This is a genomic window from Aeromonas genomosp. paramedia, from assembly GCF_023093515.1.
GTDB lineage: Bacteria > Pseudomonadota > Gammaproteobacteria > Enterobacterales > Aeromonadaceae > Aeromonas.
Genome location: NZ_JAAROG010000013.1, coordinates 187,746 through 204,904, shown reverse-complemented (window position 1 = coordinate 204,904; position 17,159 = coordinate 187,746). Strand labels below are relative to the sequence as shown.

The 17,159-nt window shown below is 64.3% G+C and carries 13 protein-coding genes; 5 read left to right on the top strand and 8 right to left on the bottom strand.

What is annotated here, in order from left to right; all coding sequences use genetic code 11:
* Window positions 1-204: 204 nt before the first annotated feature.
* Complete coding sequence (gene dedD, locus HB860_RS09550) at window positions 205-990, top strand: cell division protein DedD (RefSeq protein ID WP_247626470.1); 786 nt, start codon at window positions 205-207, stop codon at window positions 988-990.
* A gap of 109 nt (window positions 991-1,099) precedes the next feature.
* On the opposite strand, the gene HB860_RS09545 is transcribed toward dedD, so the two are convergent.
* The 4 genes from HB860_RS09545 to HB860_RS09530 all read right to left on the bottom strand — a co-directional run bounded on the left by HB860_RS09545 (window position 1,100) and on the right by HB860_RS09530 (window position 5,633).
* Window positions 1,100-1,456, bottom strand: a complete 357-nt coding sequence (locus HB860_RS09545; RefSeq protein WP_043132186.1) for a TusE/DsrC/DsvC family sulfur relay protein — start codon at window positions 1,454-1,456, stop codon at window positions 1,100-1,102.
* A 154-nt stretch (window positions 1,457-1,610) separates the two neighbouring features.
* Window positions 1,611-3,746 (bottom strand): YccS family putative transporter, encoded by a 2,136-nt coding sequence (gene yccS / locus HB860_RS09540; RefSeq protein WP_247626469.1) that lies wholly within the window; start codon window positions 3,744-3,746, stop codon window positions 1,611-1,613.
* Between the two features lie 164 nt (window positions 3,747-3,910).
* Window positions 3,911-4,567, bottom strand: a complete 657-nt coding sequence (locus HB860_RS09535; protein ID WP_111874565.1) for a Bax inhibitor-1/YccA family protein — start codon at window positions 4,565-4,567, stop codon at window positions 3,911-3,913.
* Between the two features lie 217 nt (window positions 4,568-4,784).
* Entirely contained in the window at window positions 4,785-5,633 is an 849-nt protein-coding gene (locus HB860_RS09530; protein ID WP_247626468.1) for a helix-turn-helix transcriptional regulator, read from the bottom strand.
* Between the two features lie 202 nt (window positions 5,634-5,835).
* Between HB860_RS09530 and HB860_RS09525 the strand changes: the two genes are divergently transcribed.
* The 3 genes from HB860_RS09525 to HB860_RS09515 all read left to right on the top strand — a co-directional run bounded on the left by HB860_RS09525 (window position 5,836) and on the right by HB860_RS09515 (window position 9,633).
* Entirely contained in the window at window positions 5,836-7,992 is a 2,157-nt protein-coding gene (locus HB860_RS09525) for a TonB-dependent siderophore receptor (RefSeq protein ID WP_247626467.1), read from the top strand.
* A 68-nt stretch (window positions 7,993-8,060) separates the two neighbouring features.
* Window positions 8,061-9,101 carry an alpha/beta hydrolase gene (locus HB860_RS09520; RefSeq protein WP_247626466.1) on the top strand — a complete coding sequence of 347 codons (1,041 nt, stop codon included), beginning with the start codon at window positions 8,061-8,063 and terminating at the stop codon, window positions 9,099-9,101.
* Window positions 9,102-9,327: 226 nt separating this feature from the next.
* Window positions 9,328-9,633 (top strand): DUF6719 family protein, encoded by a 306-nt coding sequence (locus HB860_RS09515; protein ID WP_247626465.1) that lies wholly within the window; start codon window positions 9,328-9,330, stop codon window positions 9,631-9,633.
* Window positions 9,634-9,699: 66 nt separating this feature from the next.
* Here the strand turns inward: HB860_RS09515 and prpF are convergent, their stop codons facing one another.
* The 4 genes from prpF to prpB form a co-directional block, all read right to left on the bottom strand.
* On the bottom strand, window positions 9,700-10,887 hold the full coding sequence (gene prpF, locus HB860_RS09510; RefSeq protein WP_247626464.1) for a 2-methylaconitate cis-trans isomerase PrpF: 1,188 nt from the start codon (window positions 10,885-10,887) through the stop codon (window positions 9,700-9,702).
* A gap of 123 nt (window positions 10,888-11,010) precedes the next feature.
* Window positions 11,011-13,629 carry a Fe/S-dependent 2-methylisocitrate dehydratase AcnD gene (gene acnD, locus HB860_RS09505; protein ID WP_247626463.1) on the bottom strand — a complete coding sequence of 873 codons (2,619 nt, stop codon included), beginning with the start codon at window positions 13,627-13,629 and terminating at the stop codon, window positions 11,011-11,013.
* Entirely contained in the window at window positions 13,629-14,786 is a 1,158-nt protein-coding gene (gene prpC, locus HB860_RS09500; protein WP_139439516.1) for a bifunctional 2-methylcitrate synthase/citrate synthase, read from the bottom strand. The genes acnD and prpC overlap by 1 nt, the downstream gene beginning before the upstream one ends.
* 64 nt (window positions 14,787-14,850) lie before the next feature.
* Complete coding sequence (gene prpB / locus HB860_RS09495; RefSeq protein WP_247626462.1) at window positions 14,851-15,747, bottom strand: methylisocitrate lyase; 897 nt, start codon at window positions 15,745-15,747, stop codon at window positions 14,851-14,853.
* A 382-nt stretch (window positions 15,748-16,129) separates the two neighbouring features.
* On the opposite strand from prpB, the gene HB860_RS09490 reads away from it, so the two are divergent.
* Complete coding sequence (locus HB860_RS09490) at window positions 16,130-17,110, top strand: quinone oxidoreductase family protein (protein ID WP_247626461.1); 981 nt, start codon at window positions 16,130-16,132, stop codon at window positions 17,108-17,110.
* The last annotated feature ends 49 nt before the right edge of the window (window positions 17,111-17,159 follow it).

Below are 17,159 nucleotides of genomic sequence, written 5' to 3'. Positions count from 1 at the left end.
TTAACTGGGCTGCGAGGTTGCAAAACAGCATGGCTGTCGGGGACCGTTCATCGTGGATGTCCGCAAGATTGCAGTTGAGTTTAAGTAACATGGGTGGAAATTAACTTGGCTGCGAGGTTGCAAAACAGCATGCTGCCGGGGACCGTTCATCGTGGATGTCCGCAAGATTGCAGTTGAGTCTAAGTAACATGGGTGGAAATTACCTTGGCTTCGAAGTTTCAAAATAGATTGGTGGGGACCGTCATCCTGGTCGCCCTGGTTGTCATCTTTCTGCCGGATCTGATGGACGGCAACAAGCTGGAGCAGAAGGAGGAGGCGTTTGCCAAGATCCCGCTGCGCCCCGAGCTCGAGCCCGCCAAACCCGCCTTGCAGGTCTCTGCCGCCAGCACCCTGCCGGCCGATCACCTGGCGAGCCAGCAGCAGGCCTCTGCCGCCACCCAGTGGCAGGTAGAAGAGATCGGGGATACGGTGACCCTGGCCGCCAATCAGGCCTCTGCTGCCGCCCAGGCACAGCCAGCGACCCAGGTTGTGGCCAAGCCTGAGCCCAAACCCGTGCCCAAGCCCGAGGTGGTGGCGAAGAAACCGGTGGAGCAGCCCAAGCCCAAGCCGCTGCCCCCCAAGCCGGTGGAGGTGAAGAAGCCGGTGGAGAGCAAACCGCAGGCGGGCCAGATCAAGTCCATGGACGATCTCATCGCCAGCAAGATGACGACCCAGGCTGCCACCCCGGCACCCGCGGCGGCGGCCCCGGCCCAGGGCAGCTGGATCCTGCAGCTCGGCGCCTTCAAGAATGCCGACAGCGTCAATGCCCTGGTGGGCAAGCTGAGGGCGGCCGGCTACTCGGCCCAGACCTCGCCGAGGACCCCGGTGCAGGGGCAGATCAACCGGGTCTTTATCGGGCCGGATGTCTCCAAGGCCAAGCTGCAGGGCATGCAGAGCAGGATAAGCCAGATGACGGGGCTGAGCGGCTCCGTGGTGGCCTACAACCCCTGATGGGGGTTTGACGAACGCCGAACAAAAAATACCGCGCCTCATTTGACAGATGGGCGCGGTATTTTTTTGCTCCCGTTGATGGCCTTTCAGGGAGAGGCCGGGCTGGTTTCTAGATGCACTTCACCGGCTTGGGCAGGCCGGCGATCTTGGTGGCCTGCTTGGCGGGCCCCTCGGGGAACAGCTTGTAGAGGTAGCGGCTGTTGCCCTTCTCCGGGCCGTACTGCTTCTCCATCGCCTTGACCAGGGCGCGGATGGCGGGGGAGGTGTTGAACTCCAGATAAAACGCCCGCACGAAGCGCACCACTTCCCAGTGCGGCTCCTCCAGCACTATGCCCTCCTGCTCGGCCAATACCAGCGCCAGTGCCTCGCTCCACTCTTCGCTGTGGCGCAGATAGCCCTTGGCATCGGTCTCGATGAGTTGGCCGTTGAAATGCAGCTGATGGTGTTCGGACGGGTGCTCGGACATGGAGGCTCCTCGGGCTGTCGGGATTGGGCGGGCATGGTAGCGCCTTGATCTTCGGTGAGCAACCGGCGCAGACGCGCCAGGGGGCACAATTCACCGGGCAGGGTCGTCGCCGCGCCCGGTGTGCGTTCTCTGGACTGGTGCCTTTCTTCGCCCGTCAGGCGTTGCCTTGCCGGGTGAGCAGCTGGCCGTCGTTGGCCAGCATCAGCAGTTCATCGGCCAGCTGGCTGATGAGGGTGAGCTGCTGGGTCAGCATCAGCTGCTCCTCGCTGCTGTCCGGGGTGATGGCCGGGCATACCCCCTCGAGCCGGGCCGGCATCTCCCCCGCCAGATGGCCGGCGGCCCGCTCCAGGGTATGGCTGATGTGGCGGCTGATCTCGTCAAGGCCCTCGATGGGTTCCAGCCTGTCCCGATGGGCCCCGAGGGCCGAGATGTAGGAGAGCAGGGCGTGGTTGCGCCAGGTGAGAGTGAAGCAGAGATCGAGGAAGCGGCGGCGCTTGCTCGGCTCCACCAGCATGCTCTGCCAGGCCATGGCCAGCTCGCTGTCGGCGAGGTGGGCACACTTGCGGGCCACCCGGTAGTCGAGGGACTCGTCGCGCTGGCGGTGCAGACTGGCGAGCACCGCCGACAGGTAGCGGGCGTTGGCGGAGAGGGAGTTGGCAATCAGGGTCGGCAGCCGCTTGTATTGCCAGTCCGGCCAGAGCCAGGCCACCAGGGCGTAGGAGAGCAGGCAGCCGAGCAGGGTATCGAGCAGGCGCGGTCCCAGGATGGCGAAGCCGATGCCGTCCAGCAGGTTGAATGCCATCAGCACGTAGAGGGTGATGAAGCAGACGGCGGCGCTGTAGTTGCTGCGCACCTGGGTGAAGAACAGGAAGGCGGCCAGCCCCATGATCCCCAGTTGCAGGTGCAGCTCGGGGAAGAGCCAGAGCACGGGCACGCCTATCAAGATGCCGGCGAAGGTGCCGAGCATCCGCTGCACCAGACGGCGCCGGGTGGCGCTGTAGCTCGGCTGGCAGACGAACAGCACCGTCAGCAGTATCCAGTAGCCCTTGTCCAGGCTGAAGGCCTGCAGTATGCCGTAACCCACCACCAGCCCCAGCGACAGTCGCAGGGCGTGACGAAACACCATGGAGTCCGGGGTCAGGTGCTGCTTGAGCAGGGTCAGCAGCGGCAAGGGGGCAGGCCTCGCCAGGGGCGGCAGGCTGGCGGGCGGGGCGGCGGGGTTTTGCAGCTCCTCGGCGCTGGCCAGCAGCTGGTTGATGCTGGCGAGGTTGCGGCGCAGGAACTTCATCGGCGTCAGCAGGGTCTTGGGATAGTGCTGCTTGAGATGGGTGAACTCCAGCTGGTCGCCGAGGGCCTCCAGGGTCCAGTGGATGCGCTTGTGATGGGCATAGGGCTTGTGCACCAGGATGGCGTAACCGAGTCGCTGGCACGCCTCCGAGAGCTGCAGGAACACCTCCTGGAAGCCGTCCAGCACTATGCCCTGCTTGAGCTCGGCCTCGAGCCGGCTGTAGGGGTAGTGGCTGGAGGTGGCCCGCTCCTGGATCTCCAGCGCCAGCAGGTAGAGCCGCAGCAGGCCGGCCAGCTCGGGCGCCGCCTGATGGTGGGTACTGAGGCGGGCGTTGAGCGCCGTCTTGGTCAGGTTCAGGGCATTGACCAGGTTGATGTTGAGCTGGGCCAGGTTGTGGCGAATGGCCTGGGCGCCGTGCTCGTCCGCCGGGAAGAAGCGGGATTTTTCCAGCAGGTAGCGGCCGAGGGCGAAATAGCTCTGGGCGAGCTGCTCATGCAGTGTCTTGTAGGGCAGCAGCCAGAGCCAGACCAGCGACACCAGGCCGTACCAGAGGGCGCCGGCACCGAGCGCCAGCGGCTGGTAGAAGAGATCCGGCGCCTTGGCGGCCCCCAGCATGGTGTAGATGGCGATGAGCAGGGAGCCGAAGCTGATGGTGGCGTAACGTTGCCCGAGCGCCCCCACCATCACGAAGAGGAAGGTGGATCCCGCGAGCCCAAGGGCAAACAGCCAGGGGGTGGGGAAGAGGTACTGCACGCACAGGGAGGCAAACAGGAAGCAGACCAGGGTCATGGCGAGGTTCTTGACCCGGCCCCACAGGCTGTCATCGGTCTCGGCGATGGCCCCCGCCACGACCCCGAGGGAGAGCAGCACGGTGAGCTGGATGTCGCCTGTGGCCAGGGCGAAGGCGAGCAGCCCCAGGATGGCCAGCAGTACCTTGAGGGCGAAGTAGATATGGCTGTCGGTCAGCAGACGGCGCAATAAACCTGAGAAATCCATGGGCATGGGATAGACGCAACCCTTGAGCGAAACGAAAGCGACAGCATAACTCGTCGGCAACGAAGTGGCCCTGATTTGGATCAGGGCCACTTTGCTTCATATCCTTGATTTGCAACTTATCCTGACAGAAACAGGTGCCAATAAAAACCCCGCCGAAGCGGGGTTTTTCATCAGTTGCGGTTGCCGCCAAGCAGGCTCAGCAGACTCAGGAAGATGTTGTAGATGGAGACATACAGGGTCACGGTGGCGGAGATGTAGTTGGTCTCGCCGCCGCGCACTATCTGCTGGGTGGTCAGCAGGATGGCGCCGGAGGAGAACAGCATGAACATGGCGGACAGGGCCAGGCTCAGGGCGCTCATCTGCAGGAAGATGTTGGCGACCATGGCCACCAGCAGCACCCAGAAACCGACGAACAGCATGCCGCCGATGAAGGAGAGGTCACGCTTGGTGGTCAGGGCATAGGCCGACAGACCGAAGAAGGTGAGGGCGGTGCCGCCAAGGGCCGTCATCACTATCTCGCCGCCGCCATTGTTCATGTACATGTTGATGATGGGGCCCAGGCTGTAGCCCATCAGGCCGGTCAGGGCAAAGGTGAACACCAGCCCCATGCCGTTGTCACGGTTCTTCTCGGTCAGGAACATCAGACCGTAGACACCGACCAGGAAGATGGCCCAGTGCAGGGGCGGCATGTTCATGACGGTGGCAACCCCGGCAACCACGGCAGAGAAGCCAAGAGTGAGGGAGAGCAGCATATAGGTATTGCGCAGCACCTTGTTGGTGTCGCGCACGGCACCCTGGGTGCCAGTGTAGATAGAACGGGTATCCATCTTGATGTCCTCTTGATTTCCGGGGTGAGGCGACCAATTACGCCTCGTTAACGCATTGTATGCACTGAATGTGTGGATGACGAGCGCTGATTTCAAGCGCCCCCCCACTGTGTCGGCCTATACTATTCCAGAGCAAAGATGTATTGCGCATGAACAAGAGGATGAAGCAGCGCGAGCGACAGGGCGGGCATCTGCATGTGCAGGCTGGCCGTCGCGCCTACTGAGTGTGCGCCCGCACGTGCCGGCTGGCCTGTCTGGGCGAATAGCCAAACAGCTTGCGAAACGCCGTGATGAAGTTCGCGACATGGCTGTAACCCGCGTGCTCGGCGGCTTCCTGCAGGGAGAGGCTGCGCTCTTCGAGCTTCGCCTTCGCCTGCTGCAAGGTTCGCTCGCGCAGATAGCGCTGCAGGCTCATGCCCAGCTCTTTCCTGGCCGTGCGCTGCAAGGTGGAGAGGCTCATGCCCAGGGTATCGGCGATGTCGGCCAGGGTCATGTGGTCAACCTTTTCATCCCGAAGCAACATCTTCAGGCGAGTCGGTTGCTCGCTGTGCCGCTGGCCACACACCTGGGAGATCTGCTGGAGGTTGCTCATCAGGCTCTCCCACAGGGTGAGGGCGAAGGCCTCCCGCATCAGCATCTCGGGGGCATTCTGGCTGCTGGTGAGGTTCAGCGCCTCCGCAATCTGCCCCAGATGCGGGGGCAGCGACCAGTCGACGCGACTCAGGTGATGGCTGAATACCCGCTCGAACCGCTCGCGCTGGGTGCCCGTCATCTTGCGCTCAAGCCAGGCGGGACTGAGCGACAGGACTATGCTGCGACTGCGCACCTGGGCCTTGGCGGCGCCCTGTACCATGTCGGGTCTGGCATAGAAGATGGCGGTGGCGACGATGGGATCGGACGTGTGAAAACGGCAGCCCCGCAGCTGATGGGTGGCCCCATAGGTCATCAGCGCCTTGCTCTCGAGGGGGATGGCGATGATGAGCTGCGGCGGCAGCTCCCGCTCGGTGGCAAAGTCGGCCTTGTGGACTATGTCCTTGTTGTGAAAGAGGATGCCGTCCTGAATCATCAGGTTCTCTACTCTTCCTGTGAACAAACCCCGTTTGCGAACGCGGGTATCTCTTACCACAGTGTCAGTCATGCTCACTTTGACCATTTCGAAGTATTAAATGACCAACCCGCAAAACTACTGCGGATACTCGAATGCTATATTAGCCCCCGCAAAATCAAATGAAAATGATTATCATCTCTGTTTGGGGGTCACTCTTTCTATGGTTGTCTTCAAGGATAAAGCGCCGAGCCCGCTGGCTCTGGCCGTCTCTGCCGCCCTGGCTGTCACTGTCGTTTCCCCGGTCCGGGCACAAACGGCGAACATCGAGCCGGATGAAACCTTGGTTGTCTATGGCAACCCGCTCTACGGGATGGCGCCGTCGGAGGAGACGGGGGGCTACGGCGTCGACTCGGCCACCGTCGGGACCAAGACCCCGGCGGCCCTGAAAGACATTCCCCAGTCGATCACTGTGCTGACCAACGACTACATAGAGGAGCGCAACTTCGTCGCGGTGGACGACTTGGCCAAGTACACGCCGGGTCTGCGCACCATGGTCAACGACAGCGGCCGCTCCTCCATCTTCTCCCGCGGCTACGAATACGATGAGGTGAACCTCAACGGCCTGCCATCGCCGATGCAGAGCAAGTTCGGCACCCTGCCGTCTCTGGCGGCCGTGGACAGGGTAGAGATCATGCGCGGCCCGTCCGGCCTGTTCAATAGCACCAGCGAGCTGGGGGGCGTCATCAACATGGTGCTCAAGCGTCCGACCGACGAGTTCAAGGGCTCGGTCACGGCGCGCTATGGCAGCTGGGACAGGCACTATCTGGAGGCGGACCTGGGCGGGGCACTCAACGAGGAGGGCTCGGTGCTCGGTCGCCTGGTGGTGGCCAACGCCGACATCAAGAACCAGGTCGACTACAACAACAACGACAACGGCACCTATTACGGCACCCTGGAGTTCGACCTGTCGGATCGCACCCTGCTGTCTGTCTATGCCCTGCACCAGACCAAGGACATACTGCCCACCAATGGCCTGCCGGCCTACCGCGATGGCACCATGCTAGACATCGGCCGCAGCACCTATCTGGGCTCGGATGAAGACTTCTTCGATGCAAGCACCACGGATGTGGGGGCCGCCCTCCAGCATGCCTTCGCCAACGGAGGCGTGGCGCAGTTCTCGGCCCGCTACATGGACCACGACATGCGCCTGGAGCAGACCTACACCAATGGCCCAGTGGATGCCGCAGGGAACACGGGGCTGATGTTCAATGCCCAGGCGAACCAGCAGAAAAACATGGCGTTCGATGCCAACTACAGCCAGCTGTTCGGCCTGCTTGGGCACAAGAGCGAGTTCGTGCTGGGCTCTGACTACAAGCGCTACGAGTCCGATATCCAGACCTACACCAACCGCAACATCGGCAAGATCAACGTGTTCGACTTCGATCCGACCGGGGTCGCCAAGCCGAACTACCAGTACACCAAGAACGACCACGAAGAGCAGTCCGAGCTGGGCCTCTATGGCAAGGTGACCTGGCGGCTGCTGGAGCCGCTGGCGGTGATCACCGGGGCCCGGGTCTCCTGGTATGACACCGAGGTCGTCAACACCACCCTGAGCTCGGGGGCGCAGAGCAGCCAGTCCGGTGACTTCAAGGGGAAATTTACCCCCTATGCCGGGGCCGTCTATGACCTGACCGGGGAGCATGCGCTCTATGCCAGCTACTCCAAGGTGTTCAAGCCGCAGACCAGTCAGGATGAAAAGGGGGAGATGCTCACGCCGCGGGAGGGCAGCCAGTGGGAAACCGGCATCAAGTCCTCCCTGCTGGACGGCCTGCTCAATACCCGGGCGACCGCCTTCCTGATGAAGGACGCCAACATCGCGGCCCAGGCCTATGACGATCAGGGCATCGCCATCACCAACACCTACTGGGCCACAGGCAAGGTGGAGACCCAGGGGGTGGAGCTGGAGGCGACCGGCTACCTGAGCCAGCACTGGATGGTCATGACCGGCTATACCTTCACCGACATCGAGGAGAAATCCGGCGATCACAATCCGAAATTCGATGCTATTCCGCGCCACACCCTCTCCCTCTGGACCGACTACCACCTGGCGGACTGGGTACAGGGGCTGCATCTGGGGGGCGGGATGACGGCGGTCAGCGACTACTCCTTCAACCAGAAGGGGATCTCGACCCATCAGGGGGGCTATGCCCTGTTTGATGCGGCCGTGCGCTACGAGATCAACGACAGGATGCAGGCGACCCTGAACCTCTACAACATCCTGGATCGCGAGTACTTCTATCGCGTCGGTTCCACCACCACCTTCAACATGTATGGCGAACCGGCCAACCTGATGGCGGGCTTCAGCTACAAGCTGTAACCCAGGTGACAACAGGGCCCGGTGGCCCTGTTGTCCTCTATCCGAACCCACTTCGTCCGATTCACCCTATGACAAGACTCATCGCGATACTGTTCACCATGATCACTCTCTCGTCTGCCCAGGCCGACATGCGCCATTACGCCGAGCGCTTCACCCACCACTCGACCCTGCTGGGGGAGGCGCGGCAATACAGCGTCTATCTGCCAGAGGGCTATGAACAACAGCCGCAGCAGGCTTTTCCCGTGCTCTATCTGCTCGATGGGGAGAAGTTCCTGCTGGAGGTCGCGGGCATCACCCAGGCCCTGCGGGCCGGACTCAACCCGGCGATCCCGCCTCTCATCATCGTCGCGGTGCACAACACCGACCGGATGCGCGACTACACCCCGAGCCACACCCTGGTGCTGCCCAATGGGGCGCCGGCCGGCGCCGGTTATGCCAAGACCGGCGGCGGCCCGGCGTTCATGGAATACCTGACCCGGGAGCTGCGCCCCCTCATCGAGCGCCGCTATCGCACCGCCTCGCCGGCCCTGCTGGTGGGCCACTCCCTCGGGGGCCTGCTGACCCTGGATGCGGTGGCCAGAGACAGCGGCCAGTTCCAGGGCTACATCGCCATCGATGCCAGCCTGTGGTTCGATTATCCAGCCAACTACCAGCGCATCGAGCGGGCCTTGCTTGGTCCGCTCAAGCATCCCGCCTCGCTGTTTGTCGCCGTGGCCAACAACCCCTTCACGCCGGGGTTTGGCCGCTCCGAGTTTCATCGGGATCAGTTGCGGCAGTTTGCACGCAGCCTGGTGGCGCACCCCGGCCACAACCTGCACGTCACCAGCCGCTACTTCGAGGAGGAAGATCACCACTCCGTCTATCACCTGGCGGTCTATCAGGGGTTGCAGCAGCTGTTTCGGGGTTACCAGCTGGATCTGACCCCGGGCCTCTTCAGCCGGCAGGCTGTCATCGCCCGCTACGAGGCCCTGAACCGGCGGCTTGGCAGCCAGCTTCGCCCCCAAAGGGAGAGCCTGCAGGCTATCAGGGAGAAGGGCGAGCGCTGGCCCCAGATGCAGATCTCCGTGGCCGAGGTCGATGCGCTGCTGGAACGCTATTACGGGCAATGAGTTGGGAGACGGGGGTCATGAAGGCGGGCAGTGGCGCCCCCTGGGGCAGGGGCCCGGCCACTCCCGGGTGGCCGTCGGTACCCAACCGGGCGCGGATACTCACGTCTGGAATCGTCACAGCACCACCCAGGGTGGCTGTCGGCCCTGGGGGATGGCTGGCACACTGCCAGTGTGCACGGAAACTGTGTGTCCGTGTGCATAAGCAGATCACGACAGGGAGTGGCCTATGGCTGTCAGATGGAAGAGCGTGCTGTTGTCAGGGGGATTGCTGGGCCTGGTGTCGGGGTGCGCCCATTTCGCGCCTGCCCCCATCACCTATCTGAGCCAGGATCCCGCGCCGGGCAAGCTCCCTTATGGGAAGGTTGCCTATGTGGACGACGGCCAATGCCCGGCTGGCCAGGTGAAGCGGCTGATCGGTGGCGATGCGAAGAAGAACATACCGCGCCTAGTGGAGTGCGTGGCGCGCCCGCAACCACAGGCGGATGAGTGGTGGAGCAGCCCCGCCAGCGGCCAGGGGGAGATCACTCCTTGAGGTGAACATCATCACAAAGAGGCCCAAGCAATCGCTTGGGCCTCTTTCATGCCGGTGACGAAGGGGCTAGAAGGCATCCCCCGGCACCCGCACCCAGCCTTCCATCAGGATGCGGGCTGAGCGGGACATCACCGCCTTGGTCACCGTCCACTCGCCCTCCTGCTGCCGCGCCTCTGCCCCCACCCGCAGGGTGCCGGAGGGGTGGCCGAAGCGCACCGCCTCGCGCTCGCCGCCACCGGCCGCCAGGTTCACCAGGGTGCCGGGAATGGCCGCCGCCGTGCCGATGGCCACGGCGCAGGTGCCCATCATGGCGTGGTGCAGCTTGCCCATGGAGAGGGCCCGCACCAGCAGATCGACCTCATCGGCCTTCACCCGTTTGCCGCTGGCGGTGCTGTACTCCTTGGCCGGCGCCACGAAGGCGACTTTCGGGGTGTGCTGGCGGGTCGCCGCCTCGGCGGGCGTCTTGATGAGCCCCATGCGCAGGGCCCCGGCAACCCGGATCGCCTCGAAGCGGGCCAGGGCCTCGGGGTCGCCGTTGATCTGCTCGCGTAGCTCAGTGCCTTCATAGCCAATCTCTTCGGCGTTGACGAACACCGTCGGGATACCGGCGCTGATCAGGGTGGCTTTCAAGGTGCCGATGCCCGGCACCTCCAGCTCGTCCACCCGGTTGCCGGTGGGGAAGAGGGCGCCGCCCTCCTCGCCATCCTCGGAGGGGTCGAGAAATTCCAGCACGATCTCGGCGGCGGGGAAGCTGACCCCGTCCAGCTCGAACGCGCCGGTCTCCTGCACCTGGCCGTTGTGCACCGGCACATGGGCCATGATGGTCTTGCGGATATTGGCCTGCCAGATCCGCACCACGCAGGTGCCGTTGTCCGGGATGCGGGACGGGTCCACCAGCCCGGCGTGAATGGCGAAGGCACCGGCGGCGGTGGAGAGGTTGCCGCAGTTGCCGCTCCAGTCTATGAGCGCCTTGTCGATGGCGACCTGGCCGTAGAGGTAGTCCACGTCGTGATCGGGCTGCTGGCTCTTGGCGAGGATCACGCACTTGCTGGTGGAGGAGGTGGCGCCCCCCATGCCGTCCATGTGGGCCGAGTAGGGGTCAGGGCTGCCGATGACGCGCAGGAAGAGTGCATCCCGAGCCGGTCCGGGTTGCTGGCAGCGTTCGGGCAGATCAGATAAGCGAAAGAAAACCCCCTTGCTGGTGCCGCCGCGCATATAGGTGGCCGGGATTTTCACTTGAGGTTCGTAGGCCATAGAAATCGTCCTGATTTGGATTGATGGCTTGCGGGAGTGGGCGCGAGACCCCCCTCCCGGCCTCTCCCTTGAAAAAGGGGAGGAGTAACGGCCCCTCCCTTGTCAAAGGGGAGGGGCTGGAACTTAGCTTGCCGCCTGTTGCGCCGTCGACGCCAGGAAGTCCTGGGCGAAGCGTTGCAGCACGCCGCCCGCCTCAAAGACCGAGACCTCCTCGGCGGTGTCGAGACGGCAGGTCATGGGCACCTCGACCACCTCGCCGCTCTGGCGGCGGACAACGAGGGTGAGATCGGCGCGCGGCTGGCGCTCCCCCACCACATCGTAGGTCTCGGTGCCGTCCAGCCCCAGGGTGAGGCGGCTGGTGCCCGGCTTGAACTCCAGCGGCAGCACCCCCATGCCGATGAGGTTGGTGCGGTGAATGCGCTCGAAGCCTTCCGCCGCTATCACCTCCACCCCGGCGAGCCGCACCCCCTTGGCCGCCCAGTCACGGGACGAGCCCTGACCGTAGTCGGCACCCGCCACTATGATGAGGGGCTGCTTGCGCGCCATGTAGGTCTCGATGGCTTCCCACATCCGCATCACCCGGCCCTCCGGCTCGACCCGGGCGAGGGATCCCTTCTTCACCGCGCCGTTCACCACCGCCATCTCGTTGACCAGCTGGGGGTTGGCGAAGGTGGCGCGCTGGGCGGTCAGGTGATCGCCGCGATGGGTGGCGTAGGAGTTGAAGTCCTCCTCCGGCAGGCCCATCTTCGCCAGGTATTCCCCGGCCGCGCTGCTGCGCAGTATGGCGTTGGAGGGGGAGAGGTGGTCTGTGGTGATGTTGTCCGGCAACAGCGCCAGCGGCCGCATCCCCTTGAGGGTGCGCTCGCCCGCCAGGGCCCCCTCCCAGTAGGGGGGACGACGGATATAGGTGCTCTGCGGACGCCAGTCGTACAGAGGCGCCACCTTGGGGCCATGATCCTCTTCAATGGTGAACATGGGAATGTAGACCTGACGGAACTGGGCCGGTTTCACCGAGGCCTTGACCACGGCATCGATCTCCTCGTCGCTCGGCCAGATATCCTTGAGGCGAATGTCGCGGCCGTTCACCACCCCCAGCACGTCTTTCTCGATGTCGAAGCGGATGGTGCCGGCGATGGCGTAGGCCACCACCAGGGGCGGGGAGGCGAGGAAGGCCTGCTTGGCATAGGGGTGGATGCGGCCGTCGAAGTTGCGGTTGCCCGAGAGCACCGCAGTGGCGTAGAGATCCCGGTCGATGATCTCCTGCTGGATGGCGGGATCCAGGGCGCCGGACATGCCGTTGCAGGTGGTGCAGGCGAAGGCCACCACGCCAAAGCCAAGCTGCTCCAGCTCTTTATCGAGACCCGCCTCTTTGAGATACAAGGCGACAGTCTTGGAGCCCGGGGCCAGGGAGGACTTGACCCAGGGCTTGCGGACAAGCCCGAGCTTGTTGGCGTTGCGGGCCAAGAGACCTGCCGCAATCACGTTGCGCGGGTTGCTGGTGTTGGTGCAGCTGGTGATGGCGGCGATGATCACGGCGCCATCCGGCAGCAGGCCGTCCGCCTCCTGGGTGCGGGCCTTGTCCAGATCCACGGCTATGCCCCGCGTGGCGAGCTCGGCCACCGGCAGGCGGCGATGGGGGTTGGAGGGGCCCGCCAGGGTGCGCACCACGGTCGACAAGTCGAAGTGCAGCACGCGCTCGTACTGGGCGCCTGCCAGGGCGTCGGCCCAGAGACCCGCCTCCTTGGCATAGGTCTCCACCAGCCTGACCTGGTCGTCATCACGGCCGGTGAGTTTCAGGTAGTCGAGGGTCTGCTGGTCGATGAAGAACATGGCCGCGGTGGCACCATACTCCGGCGCCATGTTGGAGATGGTGGCCCGATCGCCGAGGGTGAGGGCGGCGGCGCCCTCGCCACGAAACTCCAGGTAGGCGCCGACTACCTTCTGCTGGCGCAGGAACTCGGTGAGCGACAGCACCAGATCCGTGGCCGTGATGCCGGGCTGGGGCTTGCCGGAGAGCTCGACGCCGACGATCGAAGGCAGCCGCATCCAGGAGGCGCGCCCCAGCATCACGTTCTCCGCTTCCAACCCGCCCACCCCCACGGCTATGACGCCGAGGGCATCCACGTGGGGGGTGTGGCTGTCGGTGCCGACGCAGGTATCCGGGTAGGCCAGGCCGCGATCGGCATGGATGACAGGGGACATCTTCTCCAGGTTGATCTGGTGCATGATGCCGTTGCCCGGCGGGATCACCTCTATGTTCTTGAACGCCTGCCTGGTCCAGTTGATGAAGTGGAAGCGATCCTCGTTGCGGCGATCCTCGATGGCGCGGTTCTTGGCAAAGGCGTCCGGGTCGAAGCCGCCGCACTCCACGGCCAGGGAGTGGTCGACGATAAGCTGCACCGGCACCACGGGGTTCACCTGGGCGGGATCCCCCCCCTGATCGGCGATGGCATCGCGCAGGCCGGCGAGATCCACCAGGGCGGTCTGGCCCAGGATGTCGTGGCACACCACCCGGGCCGGGAACCAGGGGAAGTCGCGATCGCGCTTGTTGTGGACGATCTGGCCGAGGCACTCGCCGAGGATGGCCGGATCGCACCGGCGCACCAGGTTCTCGGCGTGCACGCGGGCGGTGTAGGAGAGCCTGTCCCAGGCGCCGGGGGCGATGGCGTTCACCGCCTCCCGGGCGTCGAAGTAGTCAAGCTGTGTGCCGGGCAGGGGCTTGCGATATTGAGAGTTTACCATCACTTGCGCTCCTTGAGCGGCACGAAGGTCAGATCCTCCGGGCCGACGTAGTTGGCGCTCGGGCGGATGATCTTGCCGTCGATGCGCTGCTCGATGACATGGGCCGACCAGCCTGAGGTGCGGGCGATGACGAACAGCGGGGTGAACATGGCGGTGGGCACCCCCATCATGTGGTAGCTGACTGCGCTGAACCAGTCGAGGTTCGGGAACATCTTCTTGGCCTCCCACATGGTGGACTCCAGCCGCTCGGCGATGTCGAACATCTTTGTGTTGTGCTGCTCTTCGCTCAGTGAGCGTGCCACCTCTTTAATCACCTTGTTGCGGGGGTCCGAGACGGTGTAGACAGGGTGACCGAAGCCGATGACCACCTCTTTCTTCTCGATGCGGGCACGGATGTCGGCCTCCGCCTCGTCCGGATTGTCGTAACGCTTCTGGATCTCGAAGGCCACCTCGTTGGCGCCGCCGTGCTTGGGCCCGCGCAGGGCACCGATGGCGCCTGTGATGCAGGAGAACATGTCGGAGCCGGTGCCGGCGATGACGCGGCCGGTGAAGGTGGAGGCGTTGAACTCGTGCTCGGCATAGAGGATGAGGGAGGTGTGCATGGCGCGCACCCAGGAGTCACGGGGCTTCTCCCCGTGCAGCAGGTGCAGGAAGTGGCCGCCGATGGAGTCGTCATCGGTCTCCACATGGATGCGCTTGCCGTTGTGGCTGAAGTGGTACCAGTAGAGCAGCACGGACCCTAAGCAGGCCATCAGCTTGTCGGCGATGTCCCGGGCACCCGGGTGGTTGTGATCGTCCTTCTCCGGGGAGAGACACCCCAGCACCGAGACGGCGGTGCGCATCACGTCCATGGGGTGGGCGGAGGGGGGCAGCTGCTCCAGGGCCGTCCTGACCCCGGTGGGCAGGCCGCGCAGGGCCTTGAGCTTGGCCTTGTAGGCGGCGAGCTCGGCCACATTGGGCAGATGGCCGTGCACCAGCAGGTGGGCAATCTCTTCAAACTCGCAGCTGGTGGCCACGTCCAGAATGTCGTAGCCACGGTAGTGCAGATCGTTGCCGGAGAGGCCCACGGTGCACAGGGCGGTGTTGCCGGCGGCGGTGCCGGAGAGGGCGACGGATTTCTTCGGCTTGAAGCCGGTGGTTTCGGGCAGGGCGCTCATCACATGTTTCCTCATTCAGTCCGTTGAAGCGCCGGCCGCCAGCATGAGACGGCCGGTCGGCGTGTTATTCCTTGGCAGACAGGTCCTTGGTGAACAGCCTGTCCAGGGTCTGCTCGTAGTGGTGGTAGCCGAGGAAGTCGTAGAGGGACTCCCGGGTCTGCATGGTGTCGACCACGGCGCGCTGGTGGCCATCGCGGCGAAGCTGCTGATAGACGTTGAGGGCGGCCTGGTTGGCGGCGCGGGCGGCGCTCAGGGGGTAGAGCACCATGTCGACGCCGTGGGCAGCGAGGGCCTCCTTGTCAAACAGCTCGGTCTTGCCGAATTCGGTCATGTTGGCGAGGATCGGCACCCCGGCCGCCTGCTTGAAGCTGTCGTACTGCTCCAGCTCGGTGACCGCCTCGGCGAAGATCATGTCGGCGCCTGCCTCCACATAGGCGGCGGCGCGCTCCAGGGCCGAGCCCAGCCCCTCTACCGCCAGGGCGTCGGTGCGGGCCATGATGACGAAGCTCTCGTCCTGGCGGGCATCCACCGCCGCCTTGATCCTGTCCACCATCTCGGCGATGGAGACCACGGCCTTGTTCGGCCTGTGGCCGCAGCGTTTCTGGGCCACCTGATCCTCCATATGGACGGCGGCCACGCCGCCGCGCTCGAAGGCGCGAATGGTGCGGGCGATGTTGAAGGCGCCGCCCCAGCCGGTGTCGATGTCCACCAGGAGCGGCACCTGGGTCGCGGCGGTGATGCGCTCTGCGTCGATCAGCACGTCGTTCATGGAGGTCATGCCGAGATCCGGCAGGCCGAAGGAGGCGTTCGCCACCCCGGCGCCGGAGAGGTAGAGGGCCTTGAAGCCGCTGCGCTCGGCCATCAGCGCCATGTAGGCGTTGATGGTGCCGACGATCTGCAGGGGCTTCTCGTTGGCCAGGGCAGTGCGAAAACGCGTCCCGGCCGAGGATAGGTTGGACATAGTGACTCCTTTCATGGGGTGCTTGTCTGCTGTGGATGCTGGCTGTGAATACTCTCATCTCACACTACGTTTACGTCAACGTCAATTATGCTTAGGTCCAAGGCCCGTCGATGGGCGGGCACCCGCGGCTTCTCTTCTGATAACCACTTTTCATTCAATCAGATAGCGCTTCCTTCCCCAGGTGCGCCTGGCCAGTGCCATGACGCCGCCGTGGTGGGTCAGGGCCGATTCTGTCGTCTTCCACGAGGGGGGGCAACGGATTCGAAGGGGGGTGTCATGAGATGAAAAGTGGCTGTCGCCCGATGCAAAGCGGGCGTTCATGTAAATCCCTAGATTCACTCTGGACGATGTTTTCACCCATGAATGAATCTGGAGAACAGCCATGGCCAATGCCATTCGCTTTTATGAAACCGGGGGCCCCGAGGTCCTGCGCTACGAACACGTGGCGGTGGGCGAGCCCGGGCCTGGCCAGGTGCGCCTGCGCCATGAAGCGGTCGGCCTCAACTATGCCGACACCTATTTTCGCAACGGCACCTACCCCATCCCCATGCCCAATGGCCTGGGGGTCGAGGCGGCCGGGGTGGTGGAGGCGGTGGGCGAGGGGGTGACCAATGTCGACGTCGGCGATCGCGTCACCTACACCGGCTTTATCAATACCCTCGGCGCTTATTCGACGATGCGGCTGATCCCGGCCGCCCCCCTCATCAGACTGCCGGAGAGCATCAGCTGCGAGACCGCCGCCGCCATGACAATGCGGGGCCTCACCTCCGCCTACCTGATGCGCCGCATCCACGACTTCAAGCCAGGTGACAGCATCTTGCTGCACGCGGCCGCGGGGGGCGTCGGCCTCATCGTCGCTCAGTGGGCCAAGCTGCTGGGGCTGACGGTGATAGGCACCGTCTCCAGCGGGGCCAAGGCCGAGCTGGCCCGTGCCCACGGCTGCGACTTCACCATCGACTACAGCCGTGAGGACGTGGCCACCCGGGTGCGCGCCCTGACCGGGGGCGCCGGGGTCGACGTGGTGTTTGACAGCGTCGGCAAGAGCACCTTCATGGGCTCGCTCGATTCTCTTAAACGCCGCGGCCTCATGGTCTGCGTCGGCACCGCCTCCGGTCCCATCGACGGTTTCAACCCTCAGCTGCTGGCCATGAAGGGCTCCCTCTATCTGACCCGGCCGGCGCTCGCCGACTACATCGCCGATCCCGCCGAGAAGGAGGCCCTGGCCGGGGAGCTGTTCGATCACGTGGCCAGCGGCCGGATCAAGATAGAGATCAACCAGCGTTACGAACTGCAGGATGCGGCGGCGGCCCACCGGGATCTGGAGGCGCGCCAGACCACGGGCTCCTCCGTCTTCATCATCTAGGCCAAGGATCCCAGGCCAGCCCGCACTCAAGGGCGGTGCCTGCAGCACT

What these genes read in the sequence shown, in the direction of transcription:
- HB860_RS09535 (WP_111874565.1), bottom strand. Translation starts at nt 4,567, where the DNA reads ATGGATACCCGTTCTATCTACACTGGCACCCAGGGTGCCGTGCGCGAC.
- prpC (WP_139439516.1), bottom strand. Translation starts at nt 14,786, where the DNA reads ATGAGCGCCCTGCCCGAAACCACCGGCTTCAAGCCGAAGAAATCCGTC.
- yccS (WP_247626469.1), bottom strand. Translation starts at nt 3,746, where the DNA reads ATGCCCATGGATTTCTCAGGTTTATTGCGCCGTCTGCTGACCGACAGC.
- HB860_RS09520 (WP_247626466.1), top strand. Translation starts at nt 8,061, where the DNA reads ATGACAAGACTCATCGCGATACTGTTCACCATGATCACTCTCTCGTCT.
- HB860_RS09530 (WP_247626468.1), bottom strand. Translation starts at nt 5,633, where the DNA reads ATGATTCAGGACGGCATCCTCTTTCACAACAAGGACATAGTCCACAAG.
- HB860_RS09545 (WP_043132186.1), bottom strand. Translation starts at nt 1,456, where the DNA reads ATGTCCGAGCACCCGTCCGAACACCATCAGCTGCATTTCAACGGCCAA.
- prpB (WP_247626462.1), bottom strand. Translation starts at nt 15,747, where the DNA reads ATGTCCAACCTATCCTCGGCCGGGACGCGTTTTCGCACTGCCCTGGCC.
- HB860_RS09515 (WP_247626465.1), top strand. Translation starts at nt 9,328, where the DNA reads ATGGCTGTCAGATGGAAGAGCGTGCTGTTGTCAGGGGGATTGCTGGGC.
- HB860_RS09490 (WP_247626461.1), top strand. Translation starts at nt 16,130, where the DNA reads ATGGCCAATGCCATTCGCTTTTATGAAACCGGGGGCCCCGAGGTCCTG.
- prpF (WP_247626464.1), bottom strand. Translation starts at nt 10,887, where the DNA reads ATGGCCTACGAACCTCAAGTGAAAATCCCGGCCACCTATATGCGCGGC.
- HB860_RS09525 (WP_247626467.1), top strand. Translation starts at nt 5,836, where the DNA reads ATGGTTGTCTTCAAGGATAAAGCGCCGAGCCCGCTGGCTCTGGCCGTC.
- acnD (WP_247626463.1), bottom strand. Translation starts at nt 13,629, where the DNA reads ATGGTAAACTCTCAATATCGCAAGCCCCTGCCCGGCACACAGCTTGAC.